Origin of the sequence: Candidatus Protochlamydia phocaeensis, assembly GCF_001545115.1 — a bacterium.
Classification (GTDB): Bacteria; Chlamydiota; Chlamydiia; order Chlamydiales; family Parachlamydiaceae; genus Protochlamydia_A; species Protochlamydia_A phocaeensis.
On the sequence record NZ_FCNU01000022.1, the window covers coordinates 160,942 to 176,517 of the forward strand.

The window sequence follows — 15,576 nt, forward strand, 5'->3', positions numbered from 1 at the left end:
AAAAAACGCCGTTTATTAAAATTTCACGACAAATTTTGTATAGTCTTGGCCGCTTCCCATCCCACGCTGATCAAATTTCTTATAGGCTTCGGGCACATCTTCAATATTAATTTGATGGGAGACAATGATGCTGGGCTTTGCTTTGCCTGCAATAATTAAATCTCGTAGATACGTATTGTATTTCTTGACAGGCGTCTGCCCCATTCCAATCGTCAAGCCTTTATGAAAAATTTCCCCCCATGGGATGCCCAAAATGCCTTGCTTGGCTTGGCTGTCCACTCCTCCTGGATCTTGAGGCATGTAAACGCCGACAATCCCAATGCTGCCGGTAGGATTGACCACCTTGACGAGTTGGCGGATAATCGATGTAGGATCTTCTTGCGCGTCAGGATTTTTCTGGCTGCGCGCTTGGTAGCCGACTGCATCGATTCCACACATCACTCCGATCATTTTTTCCTCGCCTGGACGAAAAGAATCCATGATCAAGCGGTTATTGCGGCGCATCTCGAAAATTTGCTCAGCGGGATCCCCCTCTCTAAAATTAATGGGATGGGCACCAATCTGGCTGGCTATGCCTAAGCGTTCTTCCGATTGATCCACAACAAAGACTTCGCTTGCGCCCCGAATAAAAGCGCTATGAGCTGCCAATAGGCCAACAGGGCCACCTCCGAAAATGGCAACGGTACTGCCTGGCTGTACATTGGCTAATTCGCAAGCGTGATAGCCTGTTGGAAAAATATCCGCCAGCATGAGAAAATCATTTTCTAATTCATCTCCCGGTTCGCCGGGAAGCTTTAGGCAATTGAAATCCGCAAAAGGGACGCGGACAAATTCTGCTTGTCCCCCCTTGTATGGACCCATGTCGGCATAGCCATAAGCAGCCCCCACCCCATCTGGATTAGTTGTCAGACAAGCGCTGGTAAATCCTCTGACACAGTTAAAGCAAAAACCGCAAGAAATGTTAAAGGGAAGAACAACGCGGTCGCCGGCTTTAATGGAAGTCACTGCTTCGCCGATCTCTTCAATCACTCCCATGATCTCATGGCCAAACGTTGAATTCTTTTCCATATCGGTGCGGCCATCATACATATGCAAATCGCTTCCGCAAATCGCGCTTGATGTGACCCGCAAAATGGCATCCCTAGGGTTTGTCAAGTGAGGATTTTCTACTTCTTCCACAGCTACTTGATTTTTATCTTTAAAGACCATTGCTTTCATAGAGGCCTCCTTAAAATGAAAAATTTTTAGAAAAATGAATAGGCATACTCTTTCTAATTTGATTCTTTGGGATTGGCAAAGGCTTGAATGGCTGATTTAAGTTCTATTGGAAGCAAGGTGGCGATTCGACGACAGTCTATAGGGTAATGGATAGAATAATTTCCTTATAAGCGAATCGGTAATTTTTGAGAAGAAAAGGGGAAGCGTCTCGGACTCTTCCCCTTCATTTCAGCCGCCAAAGAAGCGGCAGAGGCGGCGCATGCCTTCCTCAATGAGAGGTTCTTCCCTTGCGTAGCATAAACGAATATAGGAAGAGGCGCTATTTCCGAAATCTGTTCCGGGGACTAAAGCGACTTTGCACTGATTTAAAAGCCTCATGACCAATTCTTCAGTATTTAATTCTTTCGTTTTTAAAAAGAGAAAAATGCCGGCTTTAGGCTTTGTATAGGAAAAAATTCCCTGCTCCACTAAGGGGGTGAGAAGACTGCAAGCCAGATCGCGGCTGGTTTTAACAGCTGCTGTCTGCCTCGCTATCAAATGGGGATGGGCTAAGGCATAGAGGGCGGCTTGCTGGCCAACGACGCTTGGACAACCCAAGGTTCCATCTTGTATGTTAATTAAATGAGTAATGAGGAGAGGCGAGCCCACCACAAATCCAATGCGCCATCCGCTCATCGCAAAGTCTTTGGAAAAAGAGCCTGTCCGTATAAGGTAATTCGATTCTAATACAAAAGGCGTGCTTGAGGCGAATTGGGCCTCAAAAATGTAATTGTCATAGACTTCGTCAATGACCACATAAATACCATGGGCTTCTCCCCAAGCTTTGAGTTGTAACAAGTCTTGAGTGGACAGGCAGAAACCGCAAGGATTGGAAGGATTGGGAAGAATTAGCATCTTAGTGCGCGAAGTTCGTGCATGCTCTAGAGCGTCAAGATTAAGCATCCATCCCTCCTTGTCCTCAAAAAAAGCGGGCGTGAAGATCGGTTGGCCTTTAGAAAATAAAATAATGTTGCGATAGCTAGGGTAAGTGGGTTCCGGAAGAAGGACTTCATCGCCTTCTTTTAACAGAGATAAGCAAAGCGCGGTAATGCCTCCAATTGATCCATGGGTGACCAGGATATGCTCCGGTGTAAAAAGAGGGCCGAACTTCTCTGTCAACCTCTGCGCAATTTTTTCTCGCAACGGATAAAGCCCCGCCACAGATTGATAATAATCACAGCAATCAGTTTCTAAAAGGGAAGCAACATGCGCTTTAATCTCAGCCGGCGTGCCGCCTACTTTGACAGCTCCTTGTGAAAAAGAGATGTATTCCGGGCTTGTTTTTGAAATTTGTTCAATCATTTTATATTTGGGAAGTTCTAAATGCAGCATAAAAACCTAAACTAATCAAATTGTTTTTTAATTTATTAAATGAGTTAAATGGCCTCGAGATTGCGCCAAGTAAGCTGCTTTTTTTCAATTGATTTAACACCCTTTTAAAACCGCGGAACTAGCGAGTTGAAAAGAAAGTTCAATCAAATCTATTGAAAAAGAAGGTGAAAAGGAAAAAAGAAGATTAAATAGAATATGTAGCCCAACGGGCTGCCGCAGGGGCTGCTGCAAAAGAGGGGAATGAGTAAGGGAGGGACAACTTAAGGGATCGCGAATGCAACGAGCATTCCGATTGAAAGGATTTATTTAAATAACTATTACGCATAGAATTGCTTGTTTAATGTTGCCAAAGTTTAGAGGGACGTTAAACCGCTAATGATCTAGATCGAGAAAACTAACTTGAATATAGACGATTAGCAATTCGACGACAGTCTTTTAAAGCATTCTCATTTTAAATGAAGAGGCGTATGAAAACAAGACTTAAGATAAAATATTCAGTTTGCCGTTTAGCATAAAAGTAAGCGGCAGTGCATGGGAATGCGGGATCGCCCCTTAAAATTAAAAGGTACACTTGAGGCTAGTCTAATCTTAAACTAGTCTAATCTTAAAATAGAGATTGATTTGATTTTGTAGTTATTTAATAGTAAAATGAAAGAGTGAAAAGGATCGCGTAATGTAATTAATCTGAATTTTCTCTTTAACAATATAAAAAGTTTGAGGACAGGTCTTTTTTTTGCTATGTCATCAACCCCCTAGTTAAAATAAATTTTTTGTATTCTCAGTTTTTATTTATTTCAGATTTATTCTTTTTCTTTGACTAATGCAGTCAATTTGCTAATATCTTTTTCTTTATTAACAATATATCACTTAATAACAAGGACAAGCATCATGGCTGTCAGCGTATTTAATCTTTTCTCGATTGGAATAGGGCCGTCTAGTTCTCATACGGTAGGACCTATGCGCGCAGCACGGCAATTTGTTTTAAATCTTTCTCAAAAAGATTTGTTGCCAACAGTCAAAAGGATCAAAGCCGAACTTTATGGTTCGCTTGCTTTAACAGGCAAAGGGCATTCTACTGATATCGCAGTTCTTCTTGGCCTTGAGGGAAATGCTCCTGAAGGGACCGATCCGGCTGATGTCGAGCCGCGCATTGCTTCTATTCGTAAGCAAAAAAAATTGATCTTGTTGAATACCCATGCGATTTCTTTTGATGAGCCGGCCGATTTGATTTTCCATTATGATAAGCAGCTTCCCTACCATCCCAATGGCATGCGTTTTACCGTTTATGATCAAGGAGGCAAAGAGCTTTACCAACAGGTTTTTTACTCGGTCGGCGGAGGATTTATTGTTGATCATGAAGCAGCCATGAAAGATAAGGAAATTTTTCAAAATTCGCACCGCTTGCCTTATCCGTTTAAAACGGCCGAAGAGCTGCTCATCCAATGCCGGCGCCAGGGAATGACAATTGCTCAGCTGATGATGGAAAACGAAAAGAGCTGGAGAACGGAAGAAGAGATCCGAAAAGGACTCTTGCATATTTGGCATATCATGCAAGAATGCGTCAAGCGCGGCTGCCAGCAAGAAGGCATTCTGCCTGGCGGGTTAAATGTTAAGCGGCGTGCGGCGGGAATCTACCGTTATTTACAAGAGCAAGAGAAAAAGCCTTTAGAGCAGCGAGATCCGGCAGAAGTCATGGACTGGGTGAGCCTGTGGGCATTGGCTGTTAATGAGGAAAACGCAGCTGGCGGAAGAGTCGTCACAGCGCCGACGAATGGAGCTTCAGGCGTTATTCCAGCTGTGCTGCATTATTATCAGAAGTTTGTCAAAGGAGCGAATGAAGACGGCATTGTCACCTTTTTATTAGTTGCTGGCGCAATTGGAATTCTATATAAAGAAGGCGCTTCTATTTCTGCAGCCGAGATGGGATGTATGGGAGAAGTGGGAGTGGCTTGTTCCATGGCTGCTTCGGGCTTAGCGGCCGCATTGGGTGGAAGCAATGAGCAAGTGGAAAATGCCGCAGAAATTGGCATGGAGCATAATCTTGGCCTCACTTGCGATCCCATTAAAGGGCTTGTCCAGATCCCTTGCATTGAACGCAATACCATGGGGGCTGCAAAGGCGATTAATGCCGAGCGTTTAGCTAGACTGCATGGAGATGGCACGCATCGAGTGACGTTGGATCAAGTCATTGCGACAATGAGGCAGACAGGTCATGATATGATGGCGATTTATAAGGAAACTTCGCAAGGCGGGCTGGCTGTTAATGTGCCGGAATGTTAATGTTAGCCCATGAAATAGCAATAGACTAATTTAACAGGCCTCTATGCAAAAAGTTGAAGAACGCGAATCAATTACCTTGGTGAATGGCGATGAGAAAATTTTTGCCATGCTGCACCGGCCCCTTCATGCGTCTAAAGTTCCCGCTGTCTTAATTTGTTCGGGTTTTGCAGGAACAAAATGCGGAAAGTCCCGTTTATTTGTCCGATTAGGCAAGGAACTAGCCAAACGCGGCATTGCCGTGCTTCGTTTCGATTATCGGGGCGCCGGGGATAGCGAAGGAGAGTTCAACGATATCACGATTGAAAGCCAGCTAAGCGATACGCTGCTTTGCTTAAATTACTTGGCCAATGATCCTCAGATCGATGCGACGCGCATCGGCTTGTTAGGCCGCTCGTTAGGGGGCGCCTTAGCTGTCATGGCAGCCACACGCTTTCAAAGCATTAAAAGCCTAGCCTTATGGGCCCCTGTTTTTACAAGCGATCCTTGGAAAAAACTATGGGAAGCCTATAAAACCAATAAGCAAGAGATCCCCAAAAAAGACATCATGCAAATGCTGCCCAGCAGCAAAGCGCCGAATATGGAATTTATCCATCAGTTTTTCGAAATTGACATTAAGCGCGAATTAGAAAAGCTTAAGGATATCCCCATGCTGCATGTTCATGGCACGCAGGATGTCGTCGTGCAAAGCGAGCATACAGATGCCTACAAAAAAGCGCGCGAAGCAACAGAAAATACTCGTTTTATTCTATTATCAAAAAGCGATCATGATTTTTCGGATCCTGCTGAACAAGAAATCTTGCTCGCAGAAACAAGTGAGTGGTATCAGAAAACGCTTTTTAATTGAGGTTAGCTATGGCTCCTTTAAGCCCTTTGCAGCGCTATCGATTAAGCTATCAACCGAGTTTGCCATCTATTCTAAAGCATTTAACTTCCTTGCATCCTGTTCCGCAAACCCCTTCTTCCTCCCTGCCTAGGGAATCCGCATTGAAAGACCTATTCCCGCAGACTGCAGCGCAGCCTTTTTTGGCATTTCAACAAGGGCAAGAGAAGCCTTCAAATCCCTTGCGAGTGGGGGTTGTGCTGTCGGGAGGGCAAGCTCCAGGGGGGCATAACGTGATCTCCGGTCTATATGATGCCTTAAAAAAAATTCATCCCCAAAGCGAACTGATCGGCTTTTACGATGGGCCGAATGGCATTATTAAAAATAAGACACTGGCCATTACGGATGAGATTTTAGCTGTTTACCGCAATCAAGGGGGATTTGACCTTCTGGGATCAAGCCGGACGAAAATCGAATCGCCTGAACAGTTTGACGCGGCCGAGAAGACGATTAAAGCCTTGAATTTAGATGGCCTTGTCATTGTAGGGGGAGACGATTCCAATACGAATGCCGCTTTTTTGGCTGAGTATTTTAAACGAAAGGGAATGAACACACGCGTTGTAGGGGTACCTAAAACGATTGATGGGGATTTGAAAAATGAATTTATCGACATCTCTTTTGGATTTGACACAGCTTGTAAAGTTTACTCAGAAGCCATTGGCAACTTATTGAAAGATGCCTTATCAGCGAAAAAATATTACTTTTTTATTAAGCTAATGGGACGCTCCGCTTCCCATATTGTCCTTGAATGCGCGCTGCAGACGCATCCCAATTTGGCTATTATTAGCGAGGAAGTCGAAGGCGAGAAGCAAACGCTGGCGGATATTGTGCAGCAAATTGTCCGGATGATCGTTGCGAGGGCTGATCAAGGAAAGAATTATGGGGCGGTTTTAATTCCTGAAGGATTGATCGAGTTTATTCCCGAATTCAAGCAAATGCTTCGCGAACTTAATCATTTGCTGGCCGCTGATCCCACTCTTGCACATCTACGTGAACAGGAGCGGCACCATAAAGAACGCGTGCATTCAATTGCATCCCATTTAAGTGAAGCCTCTTCTCATTGCTTGCTGGGGTTACCGGAGTCCATTCAAAAACAGCTCTTGCTTGACCGCGATCCGCATGGCAATGTCCAAGTTTCCAAAATCGAGACCGAGCGTCTGTTGATCGATCTTGTCGAAAAGGAATTGAACCGTCTTAAACAAGAAGGAAAATATAAAGGGAAGTTCAGCAGCCAGCCTCTTTTTTTCGGCTATGAAGGGCGCTCTGGCTTGCCTTCTAACTTTGATTGCCAATATTGCTATGCGCTGGGCCATACCGCCGCTTTGCTCATTTTGAATGGGGCGACAGGCTACATGAGCGGTATCGGCAATTTGACCCAGCCTGTTTCGGATTGGGAAGTGGCCGGGATTCCTATTTACAGCTTGCTGCATCAAGAGACAAGAGAAGGGAAAAAGAAAGCGGTCATTCAAAAAGCCTTGGTAGATCTTGAAGGAGCGCCTTTTGCTCAATTTTGCCAGCAAAGAGCGCATTGGTTGTTAAATGATGATTATTGCTGCCCTGGGCCAATCCAGTTCGATGGGCCATCCGAGTTAACGGATAAACCGCCTTTGACCCTGAGCTATGAAAAGAGCGCGATAGCGTATAAATAGCCTCCTCGGTAAGCTGAAAAAGGGAAAAAGAAGCGCTCTTTCTTTTCAATTGTTGCAATTTATTTTTTTAGGTATACACTCATTCAATGCGCGAGATAGCGGCGGTCTGAGAGGCGTATTAAAACTTCTCATCTGGTTTGCTATAATCTAAAGAAAAATAAAAGAGAATCCATCCATTTTAAGAGAGGGTGCCTGTCCGGCTAAGCATGAGCTAAGGGAGTCGACGCTTTCATGCTGAAGCAAGGGAGTGAATTCAAAGGCACGCTTTAAGAGAGGCGATCATGTACAAAACGGTTATTGTGACTGTATTTTTAGCAATGATGTTAGCTGTGCTTTATCTTGCGACGCATATGAAAGATGCCTATAAAGTCCTTCCCGGCTCTTCTTCTACTAAAATGGCGGTTCCTCCCTTTGCTGATTGGCGCCAATTTACGCCTCAATCGGGTAAATTTAAAGTAGATTTACCGGCTGTCCCTCAGTATGCAAAAGAATTTGTCAATATCCCCAATACAGATAAGAAACGCCGCTATGAGATGTTTGTTTCCGAAAAGTTGAATGGCAGCATTTTTATGATCAACTTGATCACTTACCCTCCGGATTTTGCCATTGTGAGTGCAAACGAGTTGTTGCATAGTGTGATTGAAGAGCTTGTAACCAGCAATCCAAACAGTCGTTTAGTTGATATCACGGACACCACTTTTCAAACCTTGCCGGCTATCAATTTCAAGCTTCTCAACCAAGATTATGAAATTCAAGGAATTGCCTTTCTACTGAATAAGACCGTTTATCAGCTTGGCTATGTGGCTAAAAAAGATGATGTCGACGAAATGGACTATAAACATTTTATTCAGTCATTTGATTTGCTTCCCAAAGCGATGAAGGAAGAGGAGAAAACGCCTTAAGAGCTATGCTAAACAAATCCTCTCCTAATATTTCTTTAATTGGTTTTCCGACTAGCGGGAAGACCATATTGGGTGGCCGTTTGGCACAGCATTTAAATAAACGGTTTATCGATGTAGATGCCCTCATTCAAAGCTACCATGCTTCCTTGTCTTGTAGAGAAATCTTCCAGGTCTTTGGAGAAGCGTATTTCCGCTATTTAGAGAGCAAGGCCATCCAAAGCTTGGAAGCCCATCCTGAGCCTGTGATCATTGCCACAGGAGGAGGAAGCTTAATCCAAGAAAAAAACTGCCTCTCGCTTAAAAAGCATAGCCGGTTTATTTATCTAAAAGTCCCTTCCGTTGTTTTAAAAGAACGTCTTTTGTGCCAATCCGCTCTTCCTGCCTTTTTACAAACAGAAGATCCTGAGCATGCCTTTAATCGCCTTTATGGGGAAAGATCCGTCCTTTATGAAAAATGGGCAGATCATATAATCGATCTCCATTCTTTTTCTGTTGAGCAATGTTTGCAAGAGCTAAATCGCTTATTGTTAGAAGTCTAAAGTGTTCTGCGGTAAATATTGCTTAAAATGAGCAAATTTCTTCTATTTAATTAATTTAATGTTTTATTTTTATAATTTATAAATTTTTAAGAATAAGTTTTTATTTTTTTGTTGATGAAATAGAAAACAAGGTTTAAATTTTTAAGGCTTATTAAGTCAATTGTATTTGTTAGCTTAAATTAATTGTAAAAAGGAATTTATTAATGCATCCCTATAACCATGAAATATGCCGTAGATTTTTAGTCTATCCTTATTTGTTGAGTCAGCCGGAAGAGGGGCCGATTAATTCTTTACCACCGGAAATGATTGCTTATATTTTAAGCATTTTAGGAAAATCTCATAGTTATACATCCGGCTTGGAACCGTATAATCTAGTTTGTAAAAATTGGTATGAAATAGTAAAGGATACTTTTTTAGCTCGAGAGAATGTTTTCCCGAAGATAGAACAATTAGCGCAAGCGATTCCTGCTTCAGCCTTTAAGCCGCAAGGCTATTTTAGAAAAATTCTTTGGGCGATATTCGATGGCGATCTGACGGCAGATTTATTGGGGAGATATGCCATCTCGTGCAAAGCCAGTTATCAGGAGACATGGGAAGCTGTTCAGCAAAGAATGGAAGAGCTTTTTCCTTTTTTAGACGATAAAGTAGAGGAATTGCATCAACTTTTGCAAGCTCCAAATTCAGCAACTTTTATTGATAGCCTGCGACAATTCATTCTAGCTACGAAAAGGCCGGATGTCACGCATCCTTTAACGATTAATCCCGCGCATCCCTTTATGGAAGCGATGCGGAAAGAATTCCAGTTGGACAGAAAAGAGACTCTAGAGCAAGCGTATTTAATCTTGCTCGCTTGCGCTTATCAAAAAAAATATGGAGATGCGGATCCGGAGAAGGAAGGGAAAGGCTTTACTCCGTTACATCTTATCAGCGGTCTCAGCAAGCTTTTTGGAAAAGAAAATTATCAAGATCTGTTAGAGGGAATGATTTTACTGGGCTTTCCTATTCATCAATTGGGCCCAGACGGTTTTTCTCCTCTACATATTGCAGCGATCTTGTCCACAAACAAATACGCTGTCCAAATATTAATGGCATATGGGGCGAATCCGTATGAAAAAACAAATGATCAAAAAACCCCGCTCGATCTAGCGACCGAATATGATAATACGATTGCGTCGAATTACTTCATTAACTATTTGCCGGTGACGACAAAGGAAATAGAGAAGTTAACCAAAAAAATCTACAAAGAGCATGACAAAGGAGAGCTGGCGTATTTATACGCAGAGATGGTCGAAAGCTATACTCAAGAACTGCATGCAGAAAATGACAGCCTGAGACGAAAAGTCCTTGAATTGGAATCGGCAGAGCCCCAGAAAAAGGCTGTACAAACAAACGCTTCTCGCAGATTTCCAAAAAAACGGGCGGCTTCCTCTGTTGAAAAAGGAGAGGCCCAAAATCAGCCAGCAACAATTACACCGTCTAATAAGAAAACAGCAAGCGGGCTTCTAAAAAAGTATAAGGCTCTTAAGCAAAATAGCTCTAGAAAAGTTCCTGATCAAGGAACTGATCAACAAAATAAACGCAATCCGGATCTGTTCTCTCGAAAGTTTAGATCCTGGCAAGGCTAACAAACAAGCAAGAATTGAATTTATTCAAATCATTCGCTTCTAAGCAAGCCAGCCGCTCGTGTTGCTGCTGGCTTCTTTTTTCCGCGATTTTTCGGATGAGCCTCGTTTGGGCGCCGAACACCTGGCGCCATCCCTCTATCGAAAAGAATGGCTCATTCCAAATTCATTCTTCTTTTCTCTTTCTTGTAAAAGGCTCGAGCCTTTAGCCAATACAGGGAAGACATCTAACAAGTGTTTAGTATTATCAGACGTAATGGGATGTGACAGGTTTTTTAACAAAAAGAAGGAAGTGGGAGAGAGATAATGTTATCAGACGTGGTTGGGCGCATGGCTTTTGTTAATTTCATTAGGGGAGTGTAGGGTTGAGTGGGGAGCGAGCAAAAGATTGCGGATAATTGGAGCGAAGATTAAAATGCCCCTTCTAGTATTTTGAGAGCTGCTTATGAATAGGATTCTTTTTTGTTTTTTTCTTTTTTTCGCCTGTGTAGGGGCAAGCCAGCCGCTTAAGGCTAAGACCTTGCATGCCATTCTTGTAGCGGATACGATTCATGCCGATATCAGCTCTGTCACTCAACCTGATATTAATCGCTGGCAAAAAGAGTTGCGCGTGATTGCCAAGCATGCCCAGCTGGTTTTAAAGGAGAAAATCTTTTCTGGATCCGATTTTCAAAAGACGCTGGTCTCCGCTTATTTAAAAAGTCTTGCCGTTCAACCCGAAGATGCCGTTGTTTTTTTCTTTTCCGGCCATGGCTATCGGACAAGGGAGAAAATCACTCCTTGGCCATTTATTACTTTTGAATTTTATAAGCCTGGTTTGGATTTAAATTGGATTGCCGATACGGTTCGGGCTAAGAAGCCGCAGTTTGCTTTGATCATGGCGGATTGCTGCAATAACTATATAGAACACGGCTTTGGAGGGCCCAGTAAAACCATTCAATTCAATTTAAAGTCCGTGGCTCCTCATTATCCAGGTTATCTTCAGCTATTTTCCCATGCCAAAGGGTGTATCGTGGTCGGAAGTTGCAGTGCAGGGCAATTATCTTATGGATCGCGCTTTGGAGGGCTCTATACGCAATGTTTTTTTTCCAGCTTGCACAAAGAATTGTTAGAAGCTTCGCCAAGCTGGAAAAATTTGCTGCAGCGTACAAATGGGTATATTGGGCACATACAAAAACCAATTTGCGAAGTCTATCGTTGATTACAAATCTTTAAATCAGTTAAAAAAGCATTTACTGTATTTGGAGGTATGGATGATGACGCGAAAAGGACATTTTTTATCTGCTTTATTATTTTCTTCATTTTTTTGCTTAAGCAGTTTGCAAGCGCAATCGGGAGCAATGAGCGGTACCTCTTCTGGAGGAACGATTACGCCTTCTCGCATGGGCCAGCTTCCTCCCTTAGATAAAGGAAGTGGAGCAAGGCCACCTTCAAGTTCCTATACGCCCTCTCGTGTTGCTCCTCCGGCGCCTGTTCCTCAACAGGCAACGTATTTTCATCCAGGTATTTTAGTTTACCGCGGAGGGGCATGGCAAGGGGGGGATCACCTGTTGAATATTACCAACAATATTGGTGTGTATGTTACCATCATAAAGCCGGAAGGGGATAAGCTCGATCTTAATGCAGACCAATTGCGCAAACAGGTGGAGACGATTTTCAGCAAGGAGCCCATTAATCCCACTATCATGACTGCCGAAGGCCAGCCTCCTCTGCCTTTTTTTCAAATCCAAATATTGCTCTATCCCATTGACAAAGGCTATGTTGCATGCTGTGAAGGGCGTTTATTTGAATCAGTCATGTTGCAAAGATTTATGTTTGATCCAGGCATGGGCTTTCAAGCAATTACATGGGAAAAACAAACCTTGCAAGTCGGTCCAACAAATACCATTATCGGACAAATTCAAGACAGTGTTGACGAAATTGCACAATCCTTTGTCGAACGCTATGATAGCTTTGATAAGATTAGAAAAGATCTTTCGCGCTAAATGATTTCAATTGGTTTAACACATGCCTAAAGGGGGAAAAGACAATCGGCTTTTGCCCCTAAAATTTTTAAGGACAGAGTGTTTTTCAAAAAAGCTCTTTAATTCTACTTTTTCTATCATAAGAAGAGAAATTCTATGATTGAAGCTGAAGCCATGTCTTATCTTCGTGCTTATGCTGCGCAGATGCCCGGTAATTTGGTTGAGGCAATCTTAAGAAGCGGGGTCTATTCGTTTGTCATTAGTACTCTTTTATCGGGAAAAATGCAAACAGGACTTCTAGTTGGGACAGTAGCGGCTTCTGTTTCGGTTGTCCATGCTTTGGCCATTCCCCTCTTTCGCAAGCTTTCTCAAACTAATGAGATAACCTGGAGCCAACATGCCGTTTTTTGTGTCATTAATATTGTCTTAGCTCAAGCGGTCTTAAGCTTTTTTATCCCTTATCGAATCAGTGTCTTTGCGGGAACATTTTTTACAATGGCTTCTTCTTTTTTGAGAAATGGATGCAATGAAGAGGCATCCAGAACTAGCATTACTTATATTTTATGGGGCTGAAAAGCTCTGAAAATTGGCATAATCGTTCGTTCTTAATTTGAGCATTTCAAAATCCCTCGTATAAAACCAAAACGTGGAATTCAAGCTATTAATAGAAGCCATCATGGCTTCTAATGAATATTTGAAGGCTTTTTATCAGGCCAACGGAAAACTCTTTCCAAGGAAGCGGCAAATTGGATCATCTTATCCTCGCTGAAATAGTTGCCTATCACTTGCATGCCTATAGGATGGCCTTCGGGAGTCCATCCAATGGGAATATTCATTGCAGGGTGGCCGGACATGTTGAAAGGCAGGGTAAAAGCAGAGTAAAAGAGGCTAGGATCGATCTCTTGTTTATTTGTAGGAAGCTTAGGAGCGGATGAAAGCGGAAAAGGGGGGGTATGAACAGTAGGCGTGACTAAAAAGTCGAGGTGCTCGAGCAAGCGTTCGATTTCCGATTTAATCCATTCCATGTGAATAAGTCCCAAAGAATATTCCATGCCTGTCACTTGTTCTCCCATATGAATCCAAGACTGGGTATAATCGCATAAGTGGTCGGGCTGATGGGCATGCTGCCTTTTAAGTGAAAGAAGGGGAAAAAGCCTATCTGCGGCTAAAATATGCTGGTAATGAAGGAGGGTTCCCTCATCGAATTCTAGGTCCAAAGGAAGGACCACATGGCCTAGGCTTTCCATGACTTTTAGGGCCTTTAGCATCTCCTGATGAACGATTGGATGGACGGAAATAAAGCCCAGGTTTGGTGACCATCCTAGCCGATAAGAGAGGGGTTCTTCATTTAAAGCCGCTTCAATATAGTTTTGTTTGGCAGGGGGCATGGCATGCTGCCCATAGCTATAATTTAAAATGCCGTCCATGGCGAGAGCAGCATCAATCACGTAACGGGTAATAGGGCCTTTCTGGTAAAGGTTCTTTTCGGAAATCGGAACAAGGCTTTTCCGGATCAAGGGAATTTTTCCACGCGTGGATTTAAGGCCGAATACCCCGCAAAAACTGCTAGGGACCCTTGCGCTTGCATGAATATCGCCTACTATACAAATAGGCGCACAGCCCGAGGCAACAGCGGCGGCTGCAGCCGTATTGCCGGCAGATAGGGAAGCATCCCAAGGATTAAGCGTTCTCGGCTTGAGGAGGTTTTCAGGGACCGGATAGAAAAGGAACTCCGACATGTTGATTTTGCCTAGGATAATTGCGCCGGATTCCTTAATAACTTGAATTTCAAAGCTATCTTCTAAAGCCAGGCGATCTTTTAGCGCTAAGGAACCAAAGGTTGTCGGGTATCCTTGCATATCGAGGGTATCTAGGATGGCAAGAGGAATGCCTAGCAGGGGGAGTGGATGGCCTTTCATCAGGTTTTCTTCCGCCAATTGTGCGGATTTCAAGGCATTTTCAGCGGTTATATTAAGAAAAAAATGAAAACGGCGATCGGTTCGTTCAATGTGGGCAAGAAAATGGCGTGCGACTTCTAGAGGGGAAAGTTCTTTTTTTAGGATATGCTGCCTAATGGCATAGGCTGATTCAAAAATGATGTCTTTTTCCATAGGCTAAATAAATAAAACAGTTTGATTGCGCCGACTCATGAGATCCAACATATTCTCTTGCGTGTCTTCATTTCCTTGCTTTTTGTCATATTCCGAAATTTTTTCTTTCCAATTGTTTAAATACAGCGTAAAGCGTGGAAGGGCGTTCCAAAATTCATCAAAAGACGTTTTAGCCGTAAGAAATGTTTCCATTAGGATCAAGCTATTGGAGTGTTTATGAAGAGCTAGGACAAGATTGCCCGTTCCCTGTCCAAAAAGATTGGCGGTAAGCAACATTTCATAAAGGGCTTCTTTATGCTGTTCCGGAACGGCAGCGATCTTTGCATAAAGATAAAAAAAACTCTCGTCGGAAGAACTTCTTAAGTGAAGAAGATAGCGGTCCTGATCATACCAGAACCGTCTAATCCCATAAGCGTCTGTCTGGAGCTTGTCGGAGCCTCCCAATACACGCATCGTTTCTTGTAGGAAATCTTCAAATGTCATAGATCAAGAGATTCTGCATCCTCTTGCATATTCCGAACGGCTTCTTGTTGGATTTGGCTTAGGCTTTTATGGCCTAGGGCAACCTCTCTTAAAGAGGGAAGAATCATTTCAATCAAGAATTCAATCGAGACGACAACCGCAAGCACAGGCTCTGCGGCCATCATAGGCTTTTCGCAAATATGAACATAGCGATAATAAACTAAACGCTCGCTCTCATAGAGGCCAAAGCCGGCCATATCAAGAGTAGCATTTAAATTTAAAATCAAAGAAGTCAGATCCTTCATTGCCGCTTCTGTCGCTAAAAAGGAAGGAACAAGCAAAAATTGCAGAAAATCAATGGATTCCGTATCAGCGGAATCGGGTTCTCTTTCTATTCCTTGCGTCCAAAAAAGATGAAGGACTAAAGGATGACCGTCAACGTCTTGTCCCAAGGAGACAAGCAGCTGCTCGGAGGCATTCATTTCGGTTGGAGGCTGTATGATCGTCTCATAGCCCGCTTGATTAAGATATTCTCCAATTGAAGACAAAGACGTTTGTATGGTGTCTGAAGGCATGAA

Annotated in this window: 14 protein-coding genes; 9 read left to right on the forward strand and 5 right to left on the reverse strand. The window is 43.1% G+C overall.

Going from position 1 to position 15,576, the window contains the following annotated elements; translation table 11 throughout:
* Positions 1 to 15: 15 nt before the first annotated feature.
* Together BN3769_RS08135 and BN3769_RS08140 are read right to left on the reverse strand one after the other, a co-directional pair.
* Entirely contained in the window at positions 16 to 1,218 is a 1,203-nt protein-coding gene (locus BN3769_RS08135) for a glutathione-independent formaldehyde dehydrogenase (RefSeq protein WP_068469400.1), read from the reverse strand.
* A gap of 228 nt (positions 1,219 to 1,446) precedes the next feature.
* On the reverse strand, positions 1,447 to 2,589 hold the full coding sequence (locus tag BN3769_RS08140; protein WP_068469403.1) for a pyridoxal phosphate-dependent aminotransferase: 1,143 nt from the start codon (positions 2,587 to 2,589) through the stop codon (positions 1,447 to 1,449).
* Positions 2,590 to 3,477: 888 nt separating this feature from the next.
* Here BN3769_RS08140 and BN3769_RS08145 point away from each other — a divergent pair.
* From BN3769_RS08145 to BN3769_RS08185, 9 genes are all read left to right on the forward strand, one after another.
* The gene (locus BN3769_RS08145; RefSeq protein WP_068469405.1) at positions 3,478 to 4,869 is read left to right on the forward strand and encodes an L-serine ammonia-lyase; all 1,392 of its coding nucleotides are present in this window, start codon (positions 3,478 to 3,480) and stop codon (positions 4,867 to 4,869) included.
* A gap of 43 nt (positions 4,870 to 4,912) precedes the next feature.
* Positions 4,913 to 5,713, forward strand: a complete 801-nt coding sequence (locus tag BN3769_RS08150) for an alpha/beta hydrolase (protein ID WP_068469407.1) — start codon at positions 4,913 to 4,915, stop codon at positions 5,711 to 5,713.
* Positions 5,714 to 5,721: 8 nt separating this feature from the next.
* Entirely contained in the window at positions 5,722 to 7,398 is a 1,677-nt protein-coding gene (locus tag BN3769_RS08155) for a diphosphate--fructose-6-phosphate 1-phosphotransferase (protein ID WP_068469409.1), read from the forward strand.
* Between the two features lie 281 nt (positions 7,399 to 7,679).
* On the forward strand, positions 7,680 to 8,300 hold the full coding sequence (locus tag BN3769_RS08160; RefSeq protein ID WP_068469411.1) for a hypothetical protein: 621 nt from the start codon (positions 7,680 to 7,682) through the stop codon (positions 8,298 to 8,300).
* A gap of 5 nt (positions 8,301 to 8,305) precedes the next feature.
* A complete protein-coding gene (locus BN3769_RS08165) occupies positions 8,306 to 8,839 on the forward strand; it encodes a shikimate kinase (protein ID WP_068469413.1) in 534 nt (177 codons plus the stop codon).
* Between the two features lie 203 nt (positions 8,840 to 9,042).
* Positions 9,043 to 10,464 carry an F-box-like domain-containing protein gene (locus BN3769_RS08170; protein WP_068469415.1) on the forward strand — a complete coding sequence of 474 codons (1,422 nt, stop codon included), beginning with the start codon at positions 9,043 to 9,045 and terminating at the stop codon, positions 10,462 to 10,464.
* A gap of 442 nt (positions 10,465 to 10,906) precedes the next feature.
* Positions 10,907 to 11,662, forward strand: a complete 756-nt coding sequence (locus tag BN3769_RS08175) for a caspase family protein (RefSeq protein WP_068469418.1) — start codon at positions 10,907 to 10,909, stop codon at positions 11,660 to 11,662.
* Between the two features lie 52 nt (positions 11,663 to 11,714).
* Complete coding sequence (locus BN3769_RS08180) at positions 11,715 to 12,446, forward strand: hypothetical protein (RefSeq protein ID WP_068469420.1); 732 nt, start codon at positions 11,715 to 11,717, stop codon at positions 12,444 to 12,446.
* Between the two features lie 135 nt (positions 12,447 to 12,581).
* Positions 12,582 to 12,998 carry a hypothetical protein gene (locus BN3769_RS08185; protein WP_068469422.1) on the forward strand — a complete coding sequence of 139 codons (417 nt, stop codon included), beginning with the start codon at positions 12,582 to 12,584 and terminating at the stop codon, positions 12,996 to 12,998.
* A gap of 110 nt (positions 12,999 to 13,108) precedes the next feature.
* Here BN3769_RS08185 and BN3769_RS08190 read toward each other — a convergent pair whose 3' ends face one another.
* Genes BN3769_RS08190 through BN3769_RS08200 form a run of 3 tightly spaced genes read right to left on the reverse strand, consistent with a single transcriptional unit; the run spans position 13,109 to position 15,573 of the window.
* Complete coding sequence (locus BN3769_RS08190; protein WP_068469424.1) at positions 13,109 to 14,536, reverse strand: amidase; 1,428 nt, start codon at positions 14,534 to 14,536, stop codon at positions 13,109 to 13,111.
* Between the two features lie 3 nt (positions 14,537 to 14,539).
* Positions 14,540 to 15,019, reverse strand: coding sequence for a type III secretion system chaperone (locus BN3769_RS08195; RefSeq protein ID WP_068469426.1), 480 nt, complete (start codon positions 15,017 to 15,019; stop codon positions 14,540 to 14,542).
* The gene (locus BN3769_RS08200; protein ID WP_068469429.1) at positions 15,016 to 15,573 is read right to left on the reverse strand and encodes a type III secretion system chaperone family protein; all 558 of its coding nucleotides are present in this window, start codon (positions 15,571 to 15,573) and stop codon (positions 15,016 to 15,018) included. Before BN3769_RS08200 ends, BN3769_RS08195 begins: the two co-directional genes overlap by 4 nt.
* Between the last annotated feature and the right edge of the window lie 3 nt (positions 15,574 to 15,576).